Origin of the sequence: Hyphomonas sp. CACIAM 19H1 (assembly GCF_003325995.1) — a bacterium.
Classification (GTDB): domain Bacteria; phylum Pseudomonadota; class Alphaproteobacteria; order Caulobacterales; family Hyphomonadaceae; genus Hyphomonas; species Hyphomonas polymorpha.
The window spans coordinates 3059881-3079738 of the sequence record NZ_CP016437.1 but is presented as its reverse complement, the minus strand read 5'-3'; the positions used below and the strand labels follow the sequence as shown (position 1 = coordinate 3079738).

The window sequence follows — 19858 nt, the reverse complement described above, 5'->3', positions numbered from 1 at the left end:
CGAACGTCCCGTTCAGAACTTTGCCGGACCAATGCAGAAGGCCTTTCCATGAGCGATCCGACCACCCCTCCGGACGAGCCGGGAACCCCGGAAAATGGCGCGGGCAAGCCCCCGCCCGAGGACGGCATCGAAGCGATCTCCATCGAGACAGAGCTGAAATCCTCCTATCTCGATTATGCGATGAGCGTGATCGTCAGCCGCGCGCTGCCGGATGTGCGCGACGGCCTGAAGCCGGTTCACCGCCGCATCCTCTTTGCGATGAACGAAGGCGGCAACACGCCCGACAAGCCCTATTCGAAATCGGCCCGTATCGTCGGCGATGTGATCGGTAAGTATCACCCCCATGGCGACTCGGCGGTCTATGACGCGCTCGTGCGGATGGCGCAGCCCTTCTCGATGGGCGTGCCGCTGGTCGATGGCCAGGGCAATTTCGGCTCGATCGACAACGATCCGCCCGCAGCCATGCGCTACACCGAGAGCCGCATGACGAAGGAGGCGACCTATCTTCTTGCCGATCTCGACAAGGACACGGTCGACTTCCAGGACAACTATGACGGAAAGGAAAAAGAGCCTGTCGTCCTGCCGGCGCAGTTCCCGAACCTGCTGGTCAATGGCGGCGGCGGCATCGCGGTCGGCATGGCCACCAACATCCCGCCCCACAATCTGGGCGAGGTGATCGACGCCACGCTCGCGCTGATCGATGATCCGCAGATTTCCGAAGAAGCCCTGTGCGACATCGTTCCGGGGCCGGACTTCCCCACCGGCGCGCTGATCATGGGCCGTTCGGGCAGCCGCAAGGCGCTGCTCACCGGGCGCGGCAGCGTCATCATCCGCTCAAAGACAGACATCGAGCAGGCCAAGAATGGCCGCGAAGCGATCATCGTCAGTGAGATCCCCTATCAGGTGAACAAGGCGGCGATGATCACCAAGATCGCCGAACTCGTCCGTGAGAAGAAGATCGAAGGCATTTCGGATCTCCGCGACGAGTCTGACCGCAACGGCATCCGCGTCGTCATCGAGATCAAGCGCGATGCCAGCGCGGACGTTGTGCTCAACCAGCTTTACCGGTTCAGCCAGCTGCAAAGCTCCTTCGCCGTCAACATGCTGGCGCTGAATGGCGGCCGGCCGGAGCTGATGAACCTGCGCAAGGTTCTCGAATGCTTCATTGCCTTCCGCGAGGAAGTGATCGTCCGGCGTACGAAACATGAGCTGGGCAAGGCGCGCGACCGCGCCCACGTCCTCGTCGGCCTTGCGCTGGCCGTTGCCAACATTGACGAGGTGATCCGTCTTATCCGCACGTCGCCTGATCCGGCAACAGCGCGCCAGCGCCTGCTCGACAAGGCCTGGCCGCAGCAGGATATGGGCCCGCTGATCGACCTGATCGCCGATCGGCGCACCCGCCGTGGCACCGAAGACGGCACGATCTATCTTTCCGACGAGCAGGCCCGCTCGATCCTCAACCTGCCGCTTCACCGGCTGACAGGTCTGGGCCGTGACGAGATTGGCAATGAGGCCAGAGGGCTGGCCGACAAGATCGCCGAATATCTCGACATCCTCCGCTCCCGTCCGCGCATCCTCGGCATCATCAAGGCCGAGCTTGCCGAGGTGAAGGAAAAGTTTGCCGTGCCGCGCCGCTCGCAATTTGTCGATGGCGGCGTCGATATGGATGACGAAGACCTCATCGAGGTCGAGGATATGGTCGTCACGGTGACCCATGGCGGCTATGTCAAGCGCACGCCGCTGTCGACCTACCGTACACAGAACAGAGGCGGGAAGGGCCGCTCCGGCATGTCGATGAAGGATGAGGATTTCATTGTCCGCGTCTTCTCGGCAACGACGCATACGGAAATCCTGTTCTTCTCCTCGGCCGGCATGGTCTACAAGGAGAAGGTGTGGCGCTTGCCTGTTGGCGGGCCGACTTCGCGCGGCAAGGCGCTGGTCAACATCTTCCCGCTGGCCACGGATGAACGCATCGAAAGCGTGATGCCGCTGCCCGACAGCGAAGAGGCCGCCGAGCATCTCGATGTGATGTTCGCCACGCGCTCGGGCAATGTCCGCCGCAACCGGCTGGCTGATTTCACGCGCGTCAACCGAGCCGGCAAGATCGCGATGAAGCTTGATGAGGGCGATGGCATCGTCTCGGTCCAGCTCTGTTCGGAGAAGGATGATGTCCTGCTGACCACAGCGCTCGGCCAGGCCATCCGGTTTGAAGTGACGGATGTGCGCGTCTTTGCGGGCCGGGATTCCACCGGTGTGCGCGGCATCCGCCTGGCCGGGGGGGATGAAGTCATCTCCATGGGCATCCTGCGCCATATGGATGTCACCTCCGAGGAGGCGCGCGCCTATCTCAAGCACGCTGCGGCCATGCGACGCGCAGCCACCGGCGAGGAAGAGGAAATCTCCGACGACGAGGAAGAAGCCGTCGCCGAGGCTGCGCTCTCGGCCGAGCGCATTGCCGAGCTGGGCGCCGCCGAAGAGTTCATCTTCACCGTTGCCGATGACGGCATGGGCAAGCGCTCCTCCGCCTATGATTACCGGGTCACCGGCAGGGGCGGGAAAGGCCTCGTTGCCCAGAATATCTGGGGCCGCGACAAGAAAGGCGGGCCGGTCAAGAAGGTCGCTCAGTCCTTCCCCGTGGGCGATGGCGATGAGGTCATGCTGGTCACCGATGGCGGCCAGCTGATCCGCACGCCGGTGGATCAGATCCGCATCGCGGGCCGCTCCACGGCCGGGGTCTGGGTGCTGCGCACGGGCGAGGGCGAGCGGGTTGTCTCTGCGGCGCGGCTTGTCGATGACGGCGAAGGCGGTATGGATAAGGCGGAGGGTTGATGTTGCAGCGCGGCGGAAGGCTCTCGGTATAATTAACGAGAGGAGGCGCCCCGTGCATCGTATCGGCCTTTACCCTGGCACTTTCGATCCGCCGACAGCCGGCCACATCGACATTTTCAGCCGTGCCATGAAGCTTGTGGACACGCTGATCATCGGTGTGGCCATCAACGAGGCGAAAAAGCCGCTCTTCACCCTGGAAGAGCGTGTCGCCATGGTCGAATATGAGTGCGACAAGCTGAAAGGGCCGGGTCTGGCAGAGATCAAGGTCCAGCCCATGCACGGCCTGCTGATGCATTTTGCCGAAAAGTGCAACGCCAATATCATCGTACGCGGTCTGCGCGCCGTTCAGGACTTCGAATACGAGTTCCAGATGACGGCAATGAACGAGCAACTGAATCCGAACATTGAAACCGTCTTCCTGATGGCCGATGTTCGTCATCAGGCGGTGGCTTCGCGGCTGGTCAAGGAAATCGCGAGCCTCGGCGGCGATATCACGCCGTTCGTAACCCCGTCGGTGAAAAAGGCTCTGCTGGAGAAGTACAAGCAATGAAGATACGTGGCTTTGCAGCGGCGGTGGCTCTGGCGGGACTTCTCCTGCCGGCCTGCGCCGAACCGGTCGATGGCGCCTGGTCCTTCGATACGCCGGAAGATGTCGCTGCCAGCCCCGATTGGCGCCCGGTTGATCCGGAGCGGCTGTTCATCTTCGACACCAATAAAGGCCGCATCCTGATCGAGGCTTTTCCCGAAGTGGCGCCCAACCATGTGGCGCATTTCGCGGCCATCACCCGTTCGGGCGACTATGACGGCACGAGCTTCCACCGCGTGATCGATGATTTCATGGCGCAGGGCGGAGATATCTTCGCGCTGAAGGGCAGGGAGTCCGGCCAGCCGAGCGTGAAGGGCGAGTTCACCTTCCGCCGCGATGTGGAGAAGATGCCGCTGGAGGCCACCATCGGCCCGGAAGACAGCGCCAAGCATGGCTATTATCACGGTGTCCCGATCCAGACCCAGCCTTCCTTCTTTGCTGAAATGTCGGTGGACGGACTGGTCGAAAGCTCCATTCCCCACTGCGCCAGCATCGTCTCCACCGCGCGCACCAGCGATCCGGACTCGGCCAATGGCCAGTTCTTCCTGATGCGCGGCTACTCCCCGCATCTTGACCGCCTCTATTCCTCCTGGGGCCGGGTGATCGATGGCCAGGATGTGGTGATGTCCATCAAGACAGGCTCGGAGCAGAATAACGGCTCGGTCAGAGATCCGGATATTCTGGAATCGGCCAGGATTGCGGCTGATCTTCCGGAGGCGGAGCGTCCGAAGGCCTATGTCCTGCGCACCGATACGGATACCTTCCGCGCGGCGCTTGAGGCAAAGGGCGAAGTCAACATCTGTGAGCTTTCCCCGGTTCCGGCCGTCATCCTGGAATAGAGAGGCCGCGCGCCGGCTGCTCCGGTAAAGGCATCATGGACCTCTCCGTCTTCCAGTTCGATCTTCCCGAAGATCTCATCGCGCTCCGCCCGGCTGAGCCGCAGGACAGCGCACGCCTGCTCGTTGTGCATGGCGATGGCCGGCTGGAAGACGCAACCGTCCGTGATCTGCCGAAATACCTGAACGCTGGCGATGTGCTCGTCTTCAACGATACGCGCGTTCTGCCCGCCGCTCTGAAGGGCATCCGCCCGGCGCGCGACGGGGCGAGCCGCGATGTCGAGGTGGATGTAAACCTCGTCGAGCGGCAGGGCGATTGCGTCTGGCTGGCGCTCGCCCGGCCCGGCCGCCGCCTGAAGGAGGGCGACGAGATCCATTTCGCCGAAGGCTTTACCGCCACGATCGGCGCGCGCCGCGAAGGCGGGGAAATCCTCCTGAACTTCAACTGCGAGGGCGAGGCGATGATCGCCGCGCTGGACGCGCACGGCGCCATGCCGCTGCCGCCCTATATCGCCCGCCGCCGCCCGGCGGATGCGAAGGACCGGGAAACCTACCAGACGCGCTTTGCCGGGGAGGAGGCCGCCAGCGTGGCTGCGCCCACCGCCGGTCTGCATTTCACGCCTCGCCTTTTGGGGGAGGTGGAGGCGGCAGGCCTGAAACGCGAAACCGTCCGCCTGCATGTCGGGCTCGGCACATTCAAGCCGCTGGAAGAAAGACACCTCGCCGAAAACCGTCTGCATGAGGAATGGCGCCGCGTGACGCCGGAAGTGGCAGACCGCCTCAACGCCGCGCGCGCGGCTGGCGCGCGCCTTGTTCCGGTGGGCACAACGGCCATGCGCACGCTGGAAAGCTGCGCAGGAGAAGACGGCCACATCCACGCCGCGTCAGGGCCAACCGACATTTTCCTCAAGCCCGGCGACCCCGTTCGCGCCACAGACGCGCTGATGACCAACTTTCACCTGCCGGGCTCCAGCCTCTTCATGCTCGTCTGTGCCCTGATGGGAACAGACATCATGCGCGCGGCCTACGCCCATGCCATCGCGGAAAAGTATCGCTTCTATTCCTATGGCGATGCGTGTCTGCTGTTGCCGTAAGGCCAGCCGGCCTCAGCCCGCCTTGCGCTTGCCAAAGCCGATCAGCCCGGCAAAGAACTCCGCCCACCACCTGCGCCAGCGCCAGGCACGGCGCAACTTGGCATTGCGCGGCGCGTCCAGCTCCCCGCGGGGAATGAGGATGTCGTTCATCTTGGGCTGATAGCGGCGGATCAGGTCTTCCTCGATGCGTGCCCGCTCCATCCCCCCACGGATGACCAGTACATGCCGCTCGGTAGCCCCGCGCTTCCACCAGGCCTCCCACCAGCGCTCATGCCCGTAGAGGCGGGACTTAAAGTTCGTCGCCTTGCCGATATAGAGCGGGAACAGGAAGAAGGCGAAGCGGCGCACCACGAAGATGTAAACCCCGCCGCCCTCGGGAATGCCCTTGCGCGTCAGCGTGATCTTGAACCGGTAAGCCTGGCCGCTTTCGCCATACCAGGTGTGCCAGCCGAAAAGAAACCAGTTGAGAAGAAACATCTGCGGCGCGTCCCCATGAGAGCCTGCCGGGAAACTCTTCGGTGCCGGTTAACAGTGTCTTAAAAGGGCCCGGACCGGGGCAAAGCTTTGGCGATGCACCGCGCACGGACCAAGCCGGGCTAGCGCCTCGGCATGGGCGGCGGTGCCATAGCCTTTGTGCCCGGAAAAGCCATATCCTGGATACGAAATGCAGAGTGAGGCCATCTGCGCGTCCCGGTGCGTCTTGGCCAGGATCGAAGCGGCTGAAATGCAGGGCTCGGTCAAGTCACCCTTGATGATCGCGCGCGCCGGGGCGGGCAGGTTTGCCGGCAGGGCGTTGCCATCGATCAGAATGACCGCGGCGGTGCCGGGCCTTGTCCTGTTTTGTCCGGATTTGTCCGAAACGGTCCTGAAAAGATCCGCCACCGCCCTTTGCATGGCCAGGAATGTGGCCTGCCGGATGTTCAGCGTGTCGATCTCTTCCACGCTCGCTTCGGCGACGCTCCAGGCCAGCGCCCGCTCCCGGATCAGCGGGGCCAGCCGGTCGCGGGCCTTCTCCGACAATTTCTTGGAATCGGTCAGCCCCTCCACCGGCCGGGTGGGATCGAGCACCACCGCTGCCGCCGTCACCGGCCCCGCCCAGGGGCCTCGGCCTGCTTCGTCCACGCCGATGATCAAGGAGAAACTGCTCATCCCGCCATCACAGCAGGAGTCGCCGTGCCCTGCCAAGATCGCGGCTGTTGACGCCTGCGCGGCACGGGCTTACCCCGGTGCCCATGTGCCGCGCAAAACGCCTGCTCCAGCAACAGACCCGCCTGCAATTGCTGGCGGCGCGCGGCCGCATGGGGAAACACAGGGCCGGTTAAGGCCCATCCGATCCTCCGCTGAATGTCGCGCCCGCCCGGTTCTCCCGAGGCGGGTTTTTCAATTATGGAACAAGGAATTACAAGCAATGTCTGAGATCACGGATGAAGAGATAGAGCATATCGCGCGCGGCGTTCTGGCCTGCACGCTGCCCAGGGAAGCGTGGACCCATACGGCCCATTTCGCCTTCGCCATCTGGATGCAGGCAGAGCGGGGCGGGGATATTCTCCCGGCCGTCCGCGCGGCAATCTGCGCTTATAATGTCGCGGTGGGCGTCGAGAACACCGACAGAGCCGGGTATCACGAGACGATCACGGCTGCCTCGCTCGCGGTCGTTGCGGCGCATGTTGCGGCCCATCCGGGGGCCAGCAACGCCGCGCTTCTGGCGGCTCTGCTGGCCGGCCCCTGCGGCCGGTCCGACTGGATCTTCGCCCATTGGTCCAAAGAGCGTCTCTTGTCTGTGGAAGCCCGCCGTGAATGGACCCCGCCAGACCTTCAACCGCTGCCCGCCTGAGGCCGCTTCCTGGTGAAGGCTCGCGTTGGGACCTCGCGTTGGGGAAGGGCTGGCCATCCCTCCCGGCCTTGGCCAGCATGATCGCTGAAAAACTGGAGGAACACATGGATCTCGGCCTCACCGATAAAGTCGTCTTCATCGCCGGCGCCAGCCGGGGCATTGGCCACGGCATCGCCAAAAGCCTGCTGGAAGAGGGGGCAAAAGTCGCGCTCACCGCGCGCGGCGCCGAAGCGCTGGAGGCCACGCGGAAAGAGTTCGCCGCCGCCTATGGCGAGGGCAAGGTGTGGTCCTTTGCCGGCGATCTGACGCAATCGGAAGGCATCAATGCCGCTGTCGAGGCGTGTGAGAAAGCGTTCGGCCCCATTCGCGGCGCGGTCGCCAATGTCGGCCTTTCGCCTTCGCCGCTGGGGCTCGATGTCAGCGATGAGGAATGGCAGGGCGGGCTTGATCAGAACCTGAACTCCGCCTTCCGCCTCGCCCGCGCCGGGATCCCGCGCATCTCGGCCAATGGCGGGGGCAGCTTCCTCTTCATCTCTTCCATTGCCGGCCTGGCCTCACTCGGCTCGCCGCTGATCTATGGCGCCACCAAGGCGGCGGTAAATCACCTCTCCACCTCCATCGCGCGTTTCTCGGGCAAGACGAATGTGCGTGTAAATACGATTGCGCCGGGCAACATCATCTTCCCCGGCGGGGACTGGGAGCGGAACGCCACCGGCCCGCGCGCCGAGGCCTGGGCCAAATGGATCAAGCGCGAAGTGCCGCTCAATCGCTTCGGCACCCCGCAGGAAATCGGTGATACCGCCGCCTTCCTCCTGTCGGACCGGGCAAGCTTCATCAACGGCGCCGTGGTCGCGGTAGACGGCGGTCAGACGCGCTGAAGCGCGGTTGACCGGGCTGCTGGCGTCAGCGGATGATGTTGAGTTCTTCCAGCTCGAACGTCCAGTTGTAAGGCGCGGCCACAGCGCCTTTGACGAACAGGAAATCGCCATCCGTCGTCACCCAGAATTCATAGGGCGGATGATCATTGCTGGTCATCACGAAGGCGAATTTGTAGCATTCAAACGTGCCTGCCGGCACGGTCACAGTCTCGACGCCGGAATATTGCAGGCTGCTGGTGGTCGTGCGCTGAAAGTCCGGCCCGGTGGCGCCGCGATGGTCGATGGAGCTCAGCAGGTTGTTCTTGAAGGTCTGGATGCCTTCACCTTTCGAGCGGTCAAACCGCGCGGCCAGCCAGGCATCACCGGTCAGATTGTGTGTGCCGAAACCGCGGATATTGCGGTCAATCTCCACCGTCTCGCTGATGCGGCCGCGCTCGATATTGAAGCCCTGATATTCGGCCTGCGTATCCGTCCAGCGATACCAGGTGCTGCCATAGAATTTGTTGTCCTTGGTCAGGCGCACGAAGGTGTCATGCGGGTGGAAATCGGCGTCCACGGTGGCTACCACATCGCGGGTCAGGGCAACGTCATGCAGCTCGCAATAGGCGCGCATTACCCGGTGCCCGTCGCCATGATGGGTCATGTGAAACCGCTCGATACCCCAGTTCCGGTCCGGAAAGTCCGGATGCCCGTCGATCTGATAGCTGATGGTGCCGGAAATCTCGCGGTGCTTGGGGCCAGATGCCATGGGGGAGGAGCCTTTCTGCATAAGCTGGACCTGCTGGCCCGGCATGCGCCGGGGCAGGCTTTGGTATAACCTTTGCAGACTTTGGTATATCTTTTGCGCGGATGCAAGCGCTGTCAGACAACCCGCCCCTTCAGCGAGGCCAGCCAGGGCACCAGCGCGGCATTGACCTCCGCCGGGCGCTCCTGCTGCGTCCAGTGCCCGCAGCCAGGCAACACTTCCGCCACTTCCAGGCCCGGCACAAAATTCCGCATACGGCCGATTGGATCGTCGATCATGCCGAAACCGGAATAGGCGGGGTCTTTATCCCCTGCGATGAAAAGGGCGGGCTGCTCGATCTTCCGGTCCTTGTAGGCCTGCAGGAATTCCCAATCGCGCGTATGATTGCGATAGCGCGAGAGGGGGCCGAAAAAGCCCGAGCCTTCAAATTCGCGCGTATAGTAATCAAGATCCGCTTCGCTCATCCAGGCGCCGATGGTTTCGGGCGGATGGAGGCCGTCGAGCAACGGGAAGTCCGATGGCTGGTCCACTGGGAAATCCCCGCGCTTCGCCTCGCCGGAAATCGCATGGTAAAACCCCTTGAGGAACCGGCGCGGCTCCGCCTCGAAGGCTGCCTCCGCGCGGCCCGGATCGCGGAAATAGGACTGGTAGAAGAACTTGTTCTTGTCGTCCCATACCTGCTTGATGACGAGATCGAAGGACACCTGCGGCACCCCGAAATAGGGCACCGACATTGCAGCCACCGCCGCGATGCGATCAGGATGGATCAGGGACGTGTTCCACACCTGCGGCGCGCCCCAGTCATGGCCGATCAGAATGAAAGGGGCGTCCGGCGACAGCGCCTTGCCGACGCCGAGAATATCCCCGATCAGCGCTTCCATCCGGTAGTCCGGCACCGCGCCAGGCTTTGACGAGCCGCCATAGCCGCGCACATCCATCGCCGCCGCCGTGAACCCCGCCCCGGCCACCGGCCCGATCTGATGGCGCCATGAATACCAGCTCTCCGGAAAGCCATGCACCATCAAGGCCAGCGGGCCTGAACCCTCCAGCGCCACGCGGATCTGCGCCTCGCCCGCATCAATCGTCCGGAATTCCGGCATGGCTTATCCTCCCAATCTCTCCCCGCAAAGCTGCGACAGGGCAGGGCCGCTGGCAAGCAGGGCCGCCACGTAAAGCCGCGCGGGCGGGGAAGAGTTTACGCCGGGGCGGGGATTGCGCCCCGGCCTCGCCAGACGCAAGCTTTTCCCAAAACAAGAACAACACCTTGGGAGGAATGGATATGACAGCCCATCATATCAAGCTTGCAAAAGAGGATGATGGCATTGCCATCCTGACCATAGACCGGCCGGAAAAGCGCGGCGCGATGACCTTTGCCATGCTTTACGCCTTCATCGAAAAGGTGCGGGAGGTCTCCGCCGATGACGCCGTCCGTGTCCTGATCGTCACGGGCTCAGGCGGCAGTTTCTGCGCCGGAACGGACCTTGCCGATCTTTCCACCAAGCCGGGCGAAACGCGCGGCGTACGCGGCGAGGCGCATGAGGGCGATGTGTGGTGGCCGCTCGTTTCCTGCCCGAAACCGGTGATCGGGGCGATCGACGGCAATGCGGTCGGCATGGGCGCGGAATTTTCCAGCCAGTGCGATGTACGCATCATCACCCCGCGCACGCGCTTTGCCTGGAACTTCGCCCATCGCGGCCTTGTGCCCGATACCGGTGCTGGCAGCTGGCTGCTGCCCCGCATCATCGGGCCGAGCCGGGCGCTGCGGCTGCTCTATTCCGGCGCCTTCCTCGAAGCGGAAGAAGCCCTCGCCATCGGTTATGCCAATGCCATCGCCGAGCCCGAGACCCTGTTGGACGCCGCCCGCGCCGAAGCCCGCCGCTATCTGGCGTCCTCGCCTTTCTCCATCCGGCGGATGAAGGAGCTGGTGTGGAAGGGCCTTGAGCGCGACGTGGCCGATCACATGCAGGCGCATGTCACGGCGCTGTCCGCCTGTTTCAAATCCGCCGATCACAAGGAAGGGGTTGCCTCCTTCCTTGAGAAACGGCCGGCAAAGTTCACGGGCAAATAGCGCCTCACCCCATCACGAAGGCGTTGAGCTTGTTGCCGTCAAGATCGCGGAAATAGCCGGCATAGAAGGTGTCGCCGCGCGGGCCGGGCGGGCCTTCGCAGGTGCCGCCCTGGCTGAGCGCGATGGCGTGCAGCCGGTCGACCTGCGCCTTGTCCTTTGCCTGAAGGGCAACCATCACGCCATTGCCCACGCTCATCTTGTTGCCATCATGGGGATAGCAGAGACCGATGCCGGCGGGGCCATCAGGCGTGCCCCAGGCAATGAAGGTGTCGGTGGCGAACATGCGAGGTGTGCCAAGCTCCTCCGCAATCGCGTCATAGAATTTGGCGGCCGGCTCCAGGTCCGTCGTTCCGAGTGTTACATAGCCGATCATGTTTGCCTCCTTCAGCCACGAATCGAACATAACAGGAACAAATTTGCCTGTCGAGCGGCATGATCGAAAATTGACGTTAGCGGGCATATGCGCTTCATAGCGGGCCCAAGAGGAGATACCCCATGACGCAGACCGCCCCCTATGCCATCCGCATACAGAAAACAGGTGGGCCGGAGGTGCTCGAGGTTCAGGCCATGGAGCCGCGCGCGCCCGGCGCCGGCGAGGCGCTGGTGCGCCAGACCGCCGTGGGGCTCAACTTCATCGACACCTATCACCGCTCCGGCCTCTATCCGCTGAAGCTTCCGGTGACGCTCGGCTCAGAAGCGGCCGGTGTGGTCGAGGCAGTGGGCGAAGGCGTGAGCGATGTGAAACCCGGCGACCGGGTGGCCTATCTGGCTGGGGGCACCTACGCGACCCACTATACCGGCCCGGCGGCGAGCATGGTGAAGCTGCCCGATTTCGTCAGCGATGAAGAGGGCGCGGCGATCATGCTGAAGGGGCTGACGGCCTGGATGCTGCTGTTCGAGATCCGCCCGGTCCAGCCGGGAGATACGGCGCTGATCTGGGCACCGGTCGGCGGCGTCGGCTCTATCCTCACGCCCTGGGCAGCGCATCTGGGCGCCCGCGTGATCGGCGTGACCTCCAGCCAGGAGAAGGCAGAGAAGGCAAAGGCGCTCGGCGCGGCGGAAGTGGCGGTCGGCTATGACGGCGTGGCCGCGAAAGTGCGTGAACTGAATGGCGGCAAGGGCGTCGATATTGCTTTCGACAGCGTCGGCAGGATTTCGGCCGAAGGCTCGCTCGGCAGTCTCAAGCCACGCGGCTGGTTCATCACTTATGGCAACGCGTCGGGCCCGGTCGATCCGATCCCGCCCTCCCGCCTTGCCCAGGGGGGCAGCCTTGTGATGACGCGCCCCGGCGTGTTCAATTTCATCCAGGCGCCCGGCGCGCTGGCGCGCGGGGCGGGGCTCGTCTTTGATGCCCTGAAGGCAGGCGTGTTCAAGGCAGACATCGGCCAGCGCTTTGCCCTGAAAGATGCCGCCGAGGCGCACAAGGCGCTCGAAAGCGGCAAGACAACCGGCGCGACGATCCTTCAGCCCTGACCCATCACCTCCATTCCGCCGCAATCGGCGCGCACTGATTGCGGTGTGAACGGAGGAGGACGCAGGTTCATGAGGGTGGGAATTGCAGGGCTGGCCGTGCTGGTGGCCGCGTGCGCCCATGGGGCGGGCAAGCCTCAGACAGTTGCCGAAATTCATCAGGCCAATGACTGGCAGCATGGAGAGGGCGCGCGGCTGCAGGCGGCGCTGGCGAATGACTTTTCCCGCATCGCGCAGGAAGCGGGCCGCGCCGCAACGCTGGCCCAGATTCAGGCGGCGGGCTATGAATGCACTTATGGCGAAGGCCATGAGGACTATCCCGAGCCTGCTGCCGTCTGCACCTACAGCTTTGCCACACGCGCCTGCCAGATGGACTGGGAATTGAGCCTGACCAGCGACCCGGCCCGCCCAGACAGTGTGGACTGGACGGATGCGGCCTTCCGGCGAGATTGCGTGGGCACGGCCGATGACTGGCCGGGGCCGGTGGCTTCCGAAATCGACAGCCATCTCGCGCCGGTGGCGCCGCCAGAGGCGCGGTAGCCCCCCCGGCTCAGGGGTGTTGACGCCAGCGTGCGGCCGGATCAACTCCGGATGCAGGTCTGGCCTGCGCTGAGCCTCATCACGGGAGCATTGCGAGAATGATGTATGCTGATCTTATCCGCAGGGTTGGCCGCTCTGAGAGCGCGGCGCCTCCGCGCGTTCTTTCATGGCTGATCCTGAGCCTTCTGTTGCCCTTCGGCGCAGGCGCCGTGCAGGCTGAAGAAGCAGCGCCGCAGATCAACCCCATCGTTGTGGAGATACAGGCCGCGATGGCGTCTTTCTCGGCCATCGTGCCCGTGGATACGGCCACCGGCGAGCCGCGCCTGGTCCAGAATGAGGGGGGCGGCGTGACGGTTACCCGCCCCTTCGCCTATCTCGACATGGACGCGGCCTATATCGACATGCTGGGCGCGGGGCTTGCCGACATGACCGAAGCAAGGATTGTCAGCGCAGCAGATCTGATCCTCTCCGGCGGCGACCATATTTGGCTGACATCCCAGCGCCAGGCCGAACGGGCAGGCACAACCCCGGAGGCCCCGGCGCTGTTTCTGGTGCAGTTTGCTTCCGGAGAGGCGGTGAATATTGATGCCGGCGGGGTATTCCGTATACCGCTTTTCGTGCGCTATGAGGATGCCGAAGCGCTGGCCCGGCGGGCGCAGGCAAGCCTACCGCAATCTGGCGAAGCTGAGGAGATTTCAATCACCATAACCCCGTTTCTCAGCGTTGTTCAGGGCATGCTGTCGGGCGAGTTTTCTGGTCTTTATTTCGTTTCCCCCAGCGCCAACCGCAATTGGCTGCGCCAGGTGGAAGCGGGCGAAACGCTGATCAGCCGGTATGAAACGGAAGCCAGCCTTGCTGCCCGAGAACTCTATGAAGACTGAGGCGGGCGCACGCGCCGCTGGGCATCAATCAGAATATCCGCCCCCGGACGGCGCCCGCCGGAAAGCATTCGGCGGGTGATCCGCTCATAATGCTGGATGAAACGGGCCGCCCAGGCGCGCCGCTCATGCGGCATCGCCTCGCCCCGCGCGCGCCACAAGGCCTCTTCCTGTTCCAGCCGCCAGCCCAGCACCGTGTCAAAGCCAGGGGCGAGGATGTGGCAGAAGCCATCGGCGCTGTCCCATAGCGCAGCATAGTCCCCGGCAAGGGCGTCTCCCTGATAGCGGCGCCACACGCCGGAAGCATCTTCCTCCTCCACCGCATTGAGGGGCGGGGCATCGGCGGCGCCCGCCTCGGGCAGCGCGCCCATCATCCAGCCTTCGATCACAATGGCCGCCGGGCGCCCCGAGAAGCTGTACCAGGTCTCGCGCGCGGACCGGTCGTCGGCGAGCTTGTCGAAGGCGGGGATCAATGTGCCGGAAGTGCCGGTGGCGCCGCGCAGAAGGGCAACGGTTTCGCGCAGAAGCGCAAGATCATGCGTGCCCGGAGGACCGCGCGTTGCAAAAAGCGGACTGACGCGGCGGGCAAGGCCTGCCCGCTCGGCTTTCGTCAGGTAAAAATCGTCAAGGCTCGCCCCGGCTACCGGCTCGGGCAGCATCGAAACAGCCTGGCGCAATGCCGTTGACTTGCCCGAGCCTTGCGCGCCGGAGAGAAACAGCAACGGGATATGTCCGGCGGGGGCCGCATCGATCGCGCGGTGGATCCAGACGGCGACATGCAGGGCAATTTCGCTCTGCGGCTCGCGGGCGTGGGTGGCGGCGCCGGGCATGGCGTCAGTCGATTACGGGCAGTTCAAGCAGCAGCGCGGGGTCGATATAATAGTCCCCGCCCCGGTTCTCCGTATCCGGATTACGCCATTTTACCGCCCAGTGAAGATGCGGGCCTGTGCTGCGCCCGGTGTTTCCCGTCTTCGCGATGAGGTCGCCACGTCTCACTTCGTCGCCAGCGGCGACCGTGACTTCCGACAGGTGCATGAACACCGAAAGCAGGCCGTGGCCGTGATCGAGGAAGATTGTGCCGCCTTCATAATAAAGGTCGGGGTCTGCCAGCGTCACAATCCCGGCGGCCGGGGCGACCACGGGCGTGCCAACCGGCGCAGCAAGGTCAAACCCCTGATGCACCGATAGCGACTCGCAGGGTTTGCCGCTGCTCTTTGATACGCCGACATATTTCCGCGTGGGCCCGAAGGGGGAAGAGGGCGGGGCATCCGCCGGCAGGATGAACCCGTCCAGCGCGCCCCGGCCCGGATTGAGGCTGGCAAAGCCCGCCTGTTTCTTGGTCCAGCTATCGGCGGCATGCGCCTTCTGGGCCGGCGTGCGCGCATCGATCTTGTCGCAGTCAAAGCCAGGCACGACGCGGAGTTCATCCTCGCGCGGCGCGATGGGCAGGCGCGTGGCGATCCCGTCCCGGCGGACTTCGATTTCCGCCGGCAGGGTGCGGGGCAGGCCATATTGCGCGGTTCCCGTTTCGCCCACGCTCAGGCGCATCTCGCCGAACTCGACGAGACTACCTGTCTCAGCCGGGCAGATGATCAGGCCGCCCTGCCTCAGAATGCCAAAACAGGTGGCCGCGTCTGCCGCCGGGATGGCCGCTTCCGTTTCCGGGGGCGCCATGGCGGGCAGTTCGGACGGGGTTGCCGCTACCGAGCATCCTGCAAGCAGCAGCGCGGCAATTAGTGGTGTGGAAAAGCAGCCGGCTGCGGCCCGCATCAACGCTTGGGCGCCAGCCTCTGGGAAGCGGCTTCAGCGTCCCAGTATGCTTCCTGAAGATCGACGCTCCAGTAGCGCAGGGCGCCGAGCGGGATTTTGCGGCCAGTGACCGCGCATGTGACGTAACTTCCAGCAGATAGCTGCTCGAAGTCGTTGTCTCCAAAGATCACGCGGGCTTCGCCGCCATCGGAACCGGGTCGTGTAAGCATGAGGTCACCTTGCCTGAAAAAGGGGGGTATGGAAAGTCAGGCTGATCACAAGTTTCTGCTTTGTTCACGAGAACAAACATGGTACATCTGCGATTGAGATGGCAATCGGGGGCCTTGCCAAACGGGCCCTCATGGTAGACCTAAGGAGACGACTCGTGACCAAACCCGCTCTCACTCTCGTGGACAAGGAATCCGGCGTGGATAAGCAGAAGGCCCTTGAAACTGCGCTCAGCAATATTGAGCGGTCCTTTGGCAAGGGCTCGGTCATGCGCCTGGGCGATAAGAAAGCTCTCGATATCGAGGCGGTTTCGACCGGCTCGCTCGGGCTGGATATCGCCCTTGGCATCGGCGGCCTGCCCAAAGGCCGTATCATCGAGATTTTCGGGCCGGAAAGCTCGGGCAAAACGACGCTGTCGCTGCATTGTGTGGCCGAAGCTCAGAAGAATGGCGGCGTCTGCGCCTTCATCGACGCGGAACACGCCCTGGATCCGGTCTACGCCTCCAAGCTCGGCGTGGATCTGGACGATCTGCTGGTGTCGCAGCCCGATACGGGCGAGCAGGCGCTGGAGATTGCCGATACGCTGGTGCGTTCGGGCGCGGTGGACCTTCTGGTCATCGACTCGGTGGCGGCCCTGACCCCGCGCGCCGAGATTGAAGGCGAGATGGGCGACCAGCTGCCGGGTCTGCAGGCCCGTCTGATGAGCCAGGCGCTGCGCAAGCTGACCGGCTCGATCTCCAAATCGAAATGCATGGTCATCTTCATCAACCAGATCCGGATGAAGATTGGCGTCATGTTCGGCAACCCGGAAACGACGACAGGCGGTAACGCCTTGAAATTCTACGCTTCTGTGCGCCTCGACATCCGCCGTATCGGCCAGATCAAGGACCGCGAGGAAGTCATCGGCAACCAGACGCGCGTCAAAGTCGTCAAGAACAAGGTGGCGCCGCCTTTCCGCCAGGTCGAGTTTGATATCATTTATGGGGAAGGCATCTCCAAGACGGGCGAGCTGATCGATCTCGGCGTCAAGGCGAATGTCGTGGAAAAATCCGGCTCCTGGTTCTCCTATAATGGGGAGCGTATTGGCCAGGGCCGTGAAAAGGCGCGGCAATTCCTCAAGGATAATCCGGCGATGGCCAACGAGATCGAAGATGCCGTCCGCCGGAATGCAGGGCTTCTGGCCGAGGAACTTCTCTCGGCCGGCATGGCAGCTGAGGATGGCGACGAGGACGAAGCCGCCGAAGGCTGACATGACAAGGCTTCCGGTCCTCTATCTGATCTCCTGACCGGAAGATTCCCCCCTTTGCGGTACGCCGAGCTTGGCGGGCCGCAAAGGGGCCTTTATATCGCCGGTGTACTCATGTGCCGGTTTCCTGTCTGATTCCGGCATATCCTCTTGTTGAACCGGTAAGGGCCAGAAACGACACATGAACGGCGTCAATGATATCCGGGAAACTTTCCTCGGCTTTTTCGAGAAAAACGGGCATGCTCGGCGCCCCTCCGCGCCGCTGGTGCCGCAGAATGATCCCACGCTCCTGTTCGTGAATGCGGGCATGGTGCCCTTCAAGAATATCTTCACAGGCGCCGAGAAGCCGTTCGCGCCCCGCGCGACCACCTCGCAGAAATGCGTTCGCGCCGGCGGCAAGCATAACGACCTCGACAATGTCGGCTACACCGCCCGCCACCACACCTTCTTTGAAATGCTGGGGAACTTCTCCTTTGGCGACTATTTCAAGGATGACGCCATCGCGCTGGCCTGGGAGCTGGTGACAAAGGAATACGGCCTTGACGCCAAGCGTCTGCTGGTCACCGTCTATGCCGAAGATGACGAGGCCGCTGCCATCTGGAAGAAAGTGGCAGGCTTTGACGATTCCAAGATCATCCGCATCGCCACCAGCGACAATTTCTGGTCGATGGGCGATACGGGCCCCTGCGGTCCCTGTTCGGAAATCTTTTTCGATCATGGCGACAAGGTCTGGGGCGGCCCCCCCGGCAGCGCCGAGCAGGATGGCGACCGGTTCATCGAGATCTGGAACCTCGTTTTCATGCAGTTCGAGCAGCATGAAGGCGGCGCGCGCACCAACCTGCCCAAGCCCTCCATCGATACCGGCATGGGGCTCGAGCGGGTGGCCGCCGTGCTGCAGGGCGTTCACAACAATTACGACATCGATCTCTTCAAGGCGCTGATCGCGGCCGAAGAAGAGGTCTATGGCCAGACGGCCGCCGGCGACAAGACCGCCTCCTTCCGCGTCATTGCCGACCATCTGCGCACCTCTGCCTTCCTCGTGGCGGATGGCGTGCTGCCGTCGAATGAGGGCCGCGGCTATGTGCTGCGCCGGATCATGCGCCGCGCCATGCGCCACGGCCACATGCTGGGCGCGCGCGAGCCGCTGATGCACAAGCTGGTGCCGGCGCTGATTGCCGAAATGGGCAAGGCCTATCCCGAACTCGGCCGCGCCAAGGTAGCCATTGAGGCGGCCATCGAGCAGGAAGAGGCCCGCTTCCAGCGCACGCTGGGCAACGGCCTCAGCCTGCTGGACAAGGCGGTTTCCGAACTCGCGCCCGGCGCGGCATTGCCCGGCGATGTGGCCTTCCGCCTGTCGGATACCTACGGCTTCCCGCTCGACCTGACGCAGGACATCCTGCGTGGCCGCGGTCTTGAGGTCGATGTCGCCGGCTTTGAAACGGCGCTGGACGCCCAGCGCGAGACCAGCCGCGCTGGGGGCTTTTCCTCGGGCGATCAGGCAACGGATGAAATCTGGTTCTCCGTACGCGACGAGAAGGGCGCCACGAAGTTTACCGGCTATGCCGGCACGTCGGGTGAGGGCAAGCTCGTGGCCATCGCCACCGGCGGCGCACTGACAGAGACGCTCGCCGCAGGCCCTGCCGAACTCGTGTTCGACACGACGCCCTTCTATGCCGAATCCGGCGGGCAGGCGGGCGACCATGGCGAAATCGTCTTCGAGGGCGGCGCCCGTTTCATCGTGCGCGACGTTCAGAAACGTGCGGGCGACCTGCATGTGCATATCGGCGAGCTGGTGTCCGGCTCGGTCAAAACCGGCGCCAAGGCCCAGATGATGGTCAATGCTGCGCGCCGCAAGGCCATCATGGCCAACCATTCGGCCACCCACCTGATGCATGCCGCGCTGCGCCGCGTGCTGGGCGAGCATGTCACGCAGAAAGGCTCGCTGGTGGAGGCAGACCGTTTCCGGTTTGACTTCTCGCATGGCGCGCCCGTCACCCCGGCCCAGCTGGAGGCGATCGAGGATCAGGTCAACGCCCAGATCCGCGCCAATATCGAAACGGGCATGAAGGTGATGACGCCGGAAAAGGCGATCGAGGCGGGCGCGCTGGCACTTTTCGGTGAGAAGTATGGCGATGAAGTCCGTGTGCTGTCGATGGGCGAGCCCGGTGAGGGTAACCGGCCCTATTCGGTTGAGCTGTGCGGGGGCACGCACGTGTCCCGCTCCGGCGATATTGCTGTCTTCACGATCATTTCCGAAAGCGGCGTGTCTGCCGGTATCCGGCGGATCGAGGCGACAACCGGCGCCGAGGCGCTGGCCTATCTGAAGGGCCGCGCGCAGATTGCTGCGGACATTGCCGAGAGCCTCAAAGTTCCGCTCAAGGATCTTCCGCGCCGTGTGGCCGCCCTCACCGAGGAGCGCCGCACGCTCGAGCGGGAGCTCAGCGAGGCCAAGCGCAAGCTGGCGATGGGCGGGGGCGGCGGCGCGCCGACCGGGCCGGAAGTCATCAATGGCGTGAATCTGATCGCCCGCGTCGCAGAAGGCGTTGGCGGCAAGGAGCTGCGCGCGCTGGTGGATGAAGCCAAGTCGAAAATCGGCTCGGGTGTCGTGGTGTTTGTCGGCACCGATGGCGGCAAGGCCGGCGTCGCGATCGGCGTTACAAAAGATCTGACGGACAGATTCTCTGCCGTCGAACTGGTGAAGGCCGCCGCTGGCGCCATCGGTGGCCAGGGCGGTGGCGGACGTCCGGATATGGCGCAGGCCGGCGGCCCGGATGCCGACAAGGCCAATGACGCGCTTGAAGCAGTTCGCGCTGCGCTGAAGGGCTGATCCTTCACGCCGCAAGGCAGATCCAGGACCAGGAGCGGCAGGGGGTAATT

At 63.8% G+C, this 19858-nt stretch carries 20 protein-coding genes; 12 read left to right on the top strand and 8 right to left on the bottom strand.

All coding sequences use genetic code 11. The features are described from left to right. The first annotated feature begins 48 nt into the window (after positions 1–48). Genes gyrA through queA form a run of 4 tightly spaced genes read left to right on the top strand, consistent with a single transcriptional unit; the run spans position 49 to position 5345 of the window. Complete coding sequence (gene gyrA, locus BBF93_RS14330) at positions 49–2829, top strand: DNA gyrase subunit A (RefSeq protein WP_035598186.1); 2781 nt, start codon at positions 49–51, stop codon at positions 2827–2829. Between the two features lie 52 nt (positions 2830–2881). Then, positions 2882–3379: a pantetheine-phosphate adenylyltransferase gene (gene coaD, locus BBF93_RS14325; protein WP_035598184.1), complete on the top strand. Its 498-nt coding sequence runs from the start codon at positions 2882–2884 to the stop codon at positions 3377–3379. Beyond that, positions 3376–4254, top strand: coding sequence for a peptidylprolyl isomerase (locus tag BBF93_RS14320; RefSeq protein ID WP_114106366.1), 879 nt, complete (start codon positions 3376–3378; stop codon positions 4252–4254). Before coaD ends, BBF93_RS14320 begins: the two co-directional genes overlap by 4 nt. 35 nt (positions 4255–4289) lie before the next feature. Further along, positions 4290–5345: a tRNA preQ1(34) S-adenosylmethionine ribosyltransferase-isomerase QueA gene (queA, locus tag BBF93_RS14315; RefSeq protein ID WP_114106365.1), complete on the top strand. Its 1056-nt coding sequence runs from the start codon at positions 4290–4292 to the stop codon at positions 5343–5345. A gap of 12 nt (positions 5346–5357) precedes the next feature. Here the strand turns inward: queA and BBF93_RS14310 are convergent, their stop codons facing one another. Together BBF93_RS14310 and BBF93_RS14305 are read right to left on the bottom strand one after the other, a co-directional pair. Further along, positions 5358–5822 (bottom strand): GIY-YIG nuclease family protein, encoded by a 465-nt coding sequence (locus tag BBF93_RS14310; RefSeq protein WP_114106364.1) that lies wholly within the window; start codon positions 5820–5822, stop codon positions 5358–5360. 48 nt (positions 5823–5870) lie between these two features. Continuing rightward, positions 5871–6494, bottom strand: coding sequence for a ribonuclease HII (locus tag BBF93_RS14305; protein ID WP_114106363.1), 624 nt, complete (start codon positions 6492–6494; stop codon positions 5871–5873). A 259-nt stretch (positions 6495–6753) separates the two neighbouring features. On the opposite strand from BBF93_RS14305, the gene BBF93_RS14300 reads away from it, so the two are divergent. Then, a complete protein-coding gene (locus tag BBF93_RS14300; RefSeq protein ID WP_206742150.1) occupies positions 6754–7179 on the top strand; it encodes a hypothetical protein in 426 nt (141 codons plus the stop codon). Between the two features lie 104 nt (positions 7180–7283). Continuing rightward, the gene (locus BBF93_RS14295) at positions 7284–8057 is read left to right on the top strand and encodes an SDR family NAD(P)-dependent oxidoreductase (RefSeq protein ID WP_114107100.1); all 774 of its coding nucleotides are present in this window, start codon (positions 7284–7286) and stop codon (positions 8055–8057) included. Between the two features lie 25 nt (positions 8058–8082). Here BBF93_RS14295 and BBF93_RS14290 read toward each other — a convergent pair whose 3' ends face one another. Further along, positions 8083–8805, bottom strand: a complete 723-nt coding sequence (locus BBF93_RS14290) for a DUF3108 domain-containing protein (protein WP_162786579.1) — start codon at positions 8803–8805, stop codon at positions 8083–8085. Positions 8806–8918: 113 nt separating this feature from the next. Then, a complete protein-coding gene (locus BBF93_RS14285; protein WP_035598176.1) occupies positions 8919–9902 on the bottom strand; it encodes an alpha/beta fold hydrolase in 984 nt (327 codons plus the stop codon). A 179-nt stretch (positions 9903–10081) separates the two neighbouring features. On the opposite strand from BBF93_RS14285, the gene BBF93_RS14280 reads away from it, so the two are divergent. Continuing rightward, a complete protein-coding gene (locus BBF93_RS14280; RefSeq protein WP_114107099.1) occupies positions 10082–10870 on the top strand; it encodes an enoyl-CoA hydratase/isomerase family protein in 789 nt (262 codons plus the stop codon). A 4-nt stretch (positions 10871–10874) separates the two neighbouring features. Here BBF93_RS14280 and BBF93_RS14275 read toward each other — a convergent pair whose 3' ends face one another. Continuing rightward, positions 10875–11243, bottom strand: a complete 369-nt coding sequence (locus BBF93_RS14275) for a VOC family protein (RefSeq protein ID WP_114107098.1) — start codon at positions 11241–11243, stop codon at positions 10875–10877. Positions 11244–11365: 122 nt separating this feature from the next. Between BBF93_RS14275 and BBF93_RS14270 the strand changes: the two genes are divergently transcribed. The 3 genes from BBF93_RS14270 to BBF93_RS14260 all read left to right on the top strand — a co-directional run bounded on the left by BBF93_RS14270 (position 11366) and on the right by BBF93_RS14260 (position 13761). Continuing rightward, entirely contained in the window at positions 11366–12343 is a 978-nt protein-coding gene (locus BBF93_RS14270; protein WP_114106361.1) for a quinone oxidoreductase, read from the top strand. Between the two features lie 69 nt (positions 12344–12412). Beyond that, entirely contained in the window at positions 12413–12880 is a 468-nt protein-coding gene (locus BBF93_RS14265) for a hypothetical protein (RefSeq protein ID WP_035598170.1), read from the top strand. Between the two features lie 98 nt (positions 12881–12978). Next, positions 12979–13761 carry a hypothetical protein gene (locus BBF93_RS14260; RefSeq protein WP_114106360.1) on the top strand — a complete coding sequence of 261 codons (783 nt, stop codon included), beginning with the start codon at positions 12979–12981 and terminating at the stop codon, positions 13759–13761. On the opposite strand, the gene BBF93_RS14255 is transcribed toward BBF93_RS14260, so the two are convergent. From BBF93_RS14255 to BBF93_RS14245, 3 genes are read right to left on the bottom strand one after another with little or no spacing between them, the layout of a single operon-like run. After that, complete coding sequence (locus BBF93_RS14255; RefSeq protein WP_233349142.1) at positions 13749–14588, bottom strand: hypothetical protein; 840 nt, start codon at positions 14586–14588, stop codon at positions 13749–13751. The two genes, BBF93_RS14260 and BBF93_RS14255, sit on opposite strands and share 13 nt — an antisense overlap. A gap of 4 nt (positions 14589–14592) precedes the next feature. Next, complete coding sequence (locus BBF93_RS14250) at positions 14593–15528, bottom strand: M23 family metallopeptidase (protein WP_051612516.1); 936 nt, start codon at positions 15526–15528, stop codon at positions 14593–14595. After that, the gene (locus tag BBF93_RS14245) at positions 15528–15737 is read right to left on the bottom strand and encodes a DUF2093 domain-containing protein (RefSeq protein ID WP_035598164.1); all 210 of its coding nucleotides are present in this window, start codon (positions 15735–15737) and stop codon (positions 15528–15530) included. Before BBF93_RS14245 ends, BBF93_RS14250 begins: the two co-directional genes overlap by 1 nt. Positions 15738–15892: 155 nt before the next feature. Here BBF93_RS14245 and recA point away from each other — a divergent pair, with 155 nt between their 5' ends. Beyond that, positions 15893–16984, top strand: coding sequence for a recombinase RecA (gene recA / locus BBF93_RS14240; protein WP_035598156.1), 1092 nt, complete (start codon positions 15893–15895; stop codon positions 16982–16984). Positions 16985–17162: 178 nt separating this feature from the next. After that, positions 17163–19808: an alanine--tRNA ligase gene (alaS, locus tag BBF93_RS14235; RefSeq protein WP_114106359.1), complete on the top strand. Its 2646-nt coding sequence runs from the start codon at positions 17163–17165 to the stop codon at positions 19806–19808. The last annotated feature ends 50 nt before the right edge of the window (positions 19809–19858 follow it).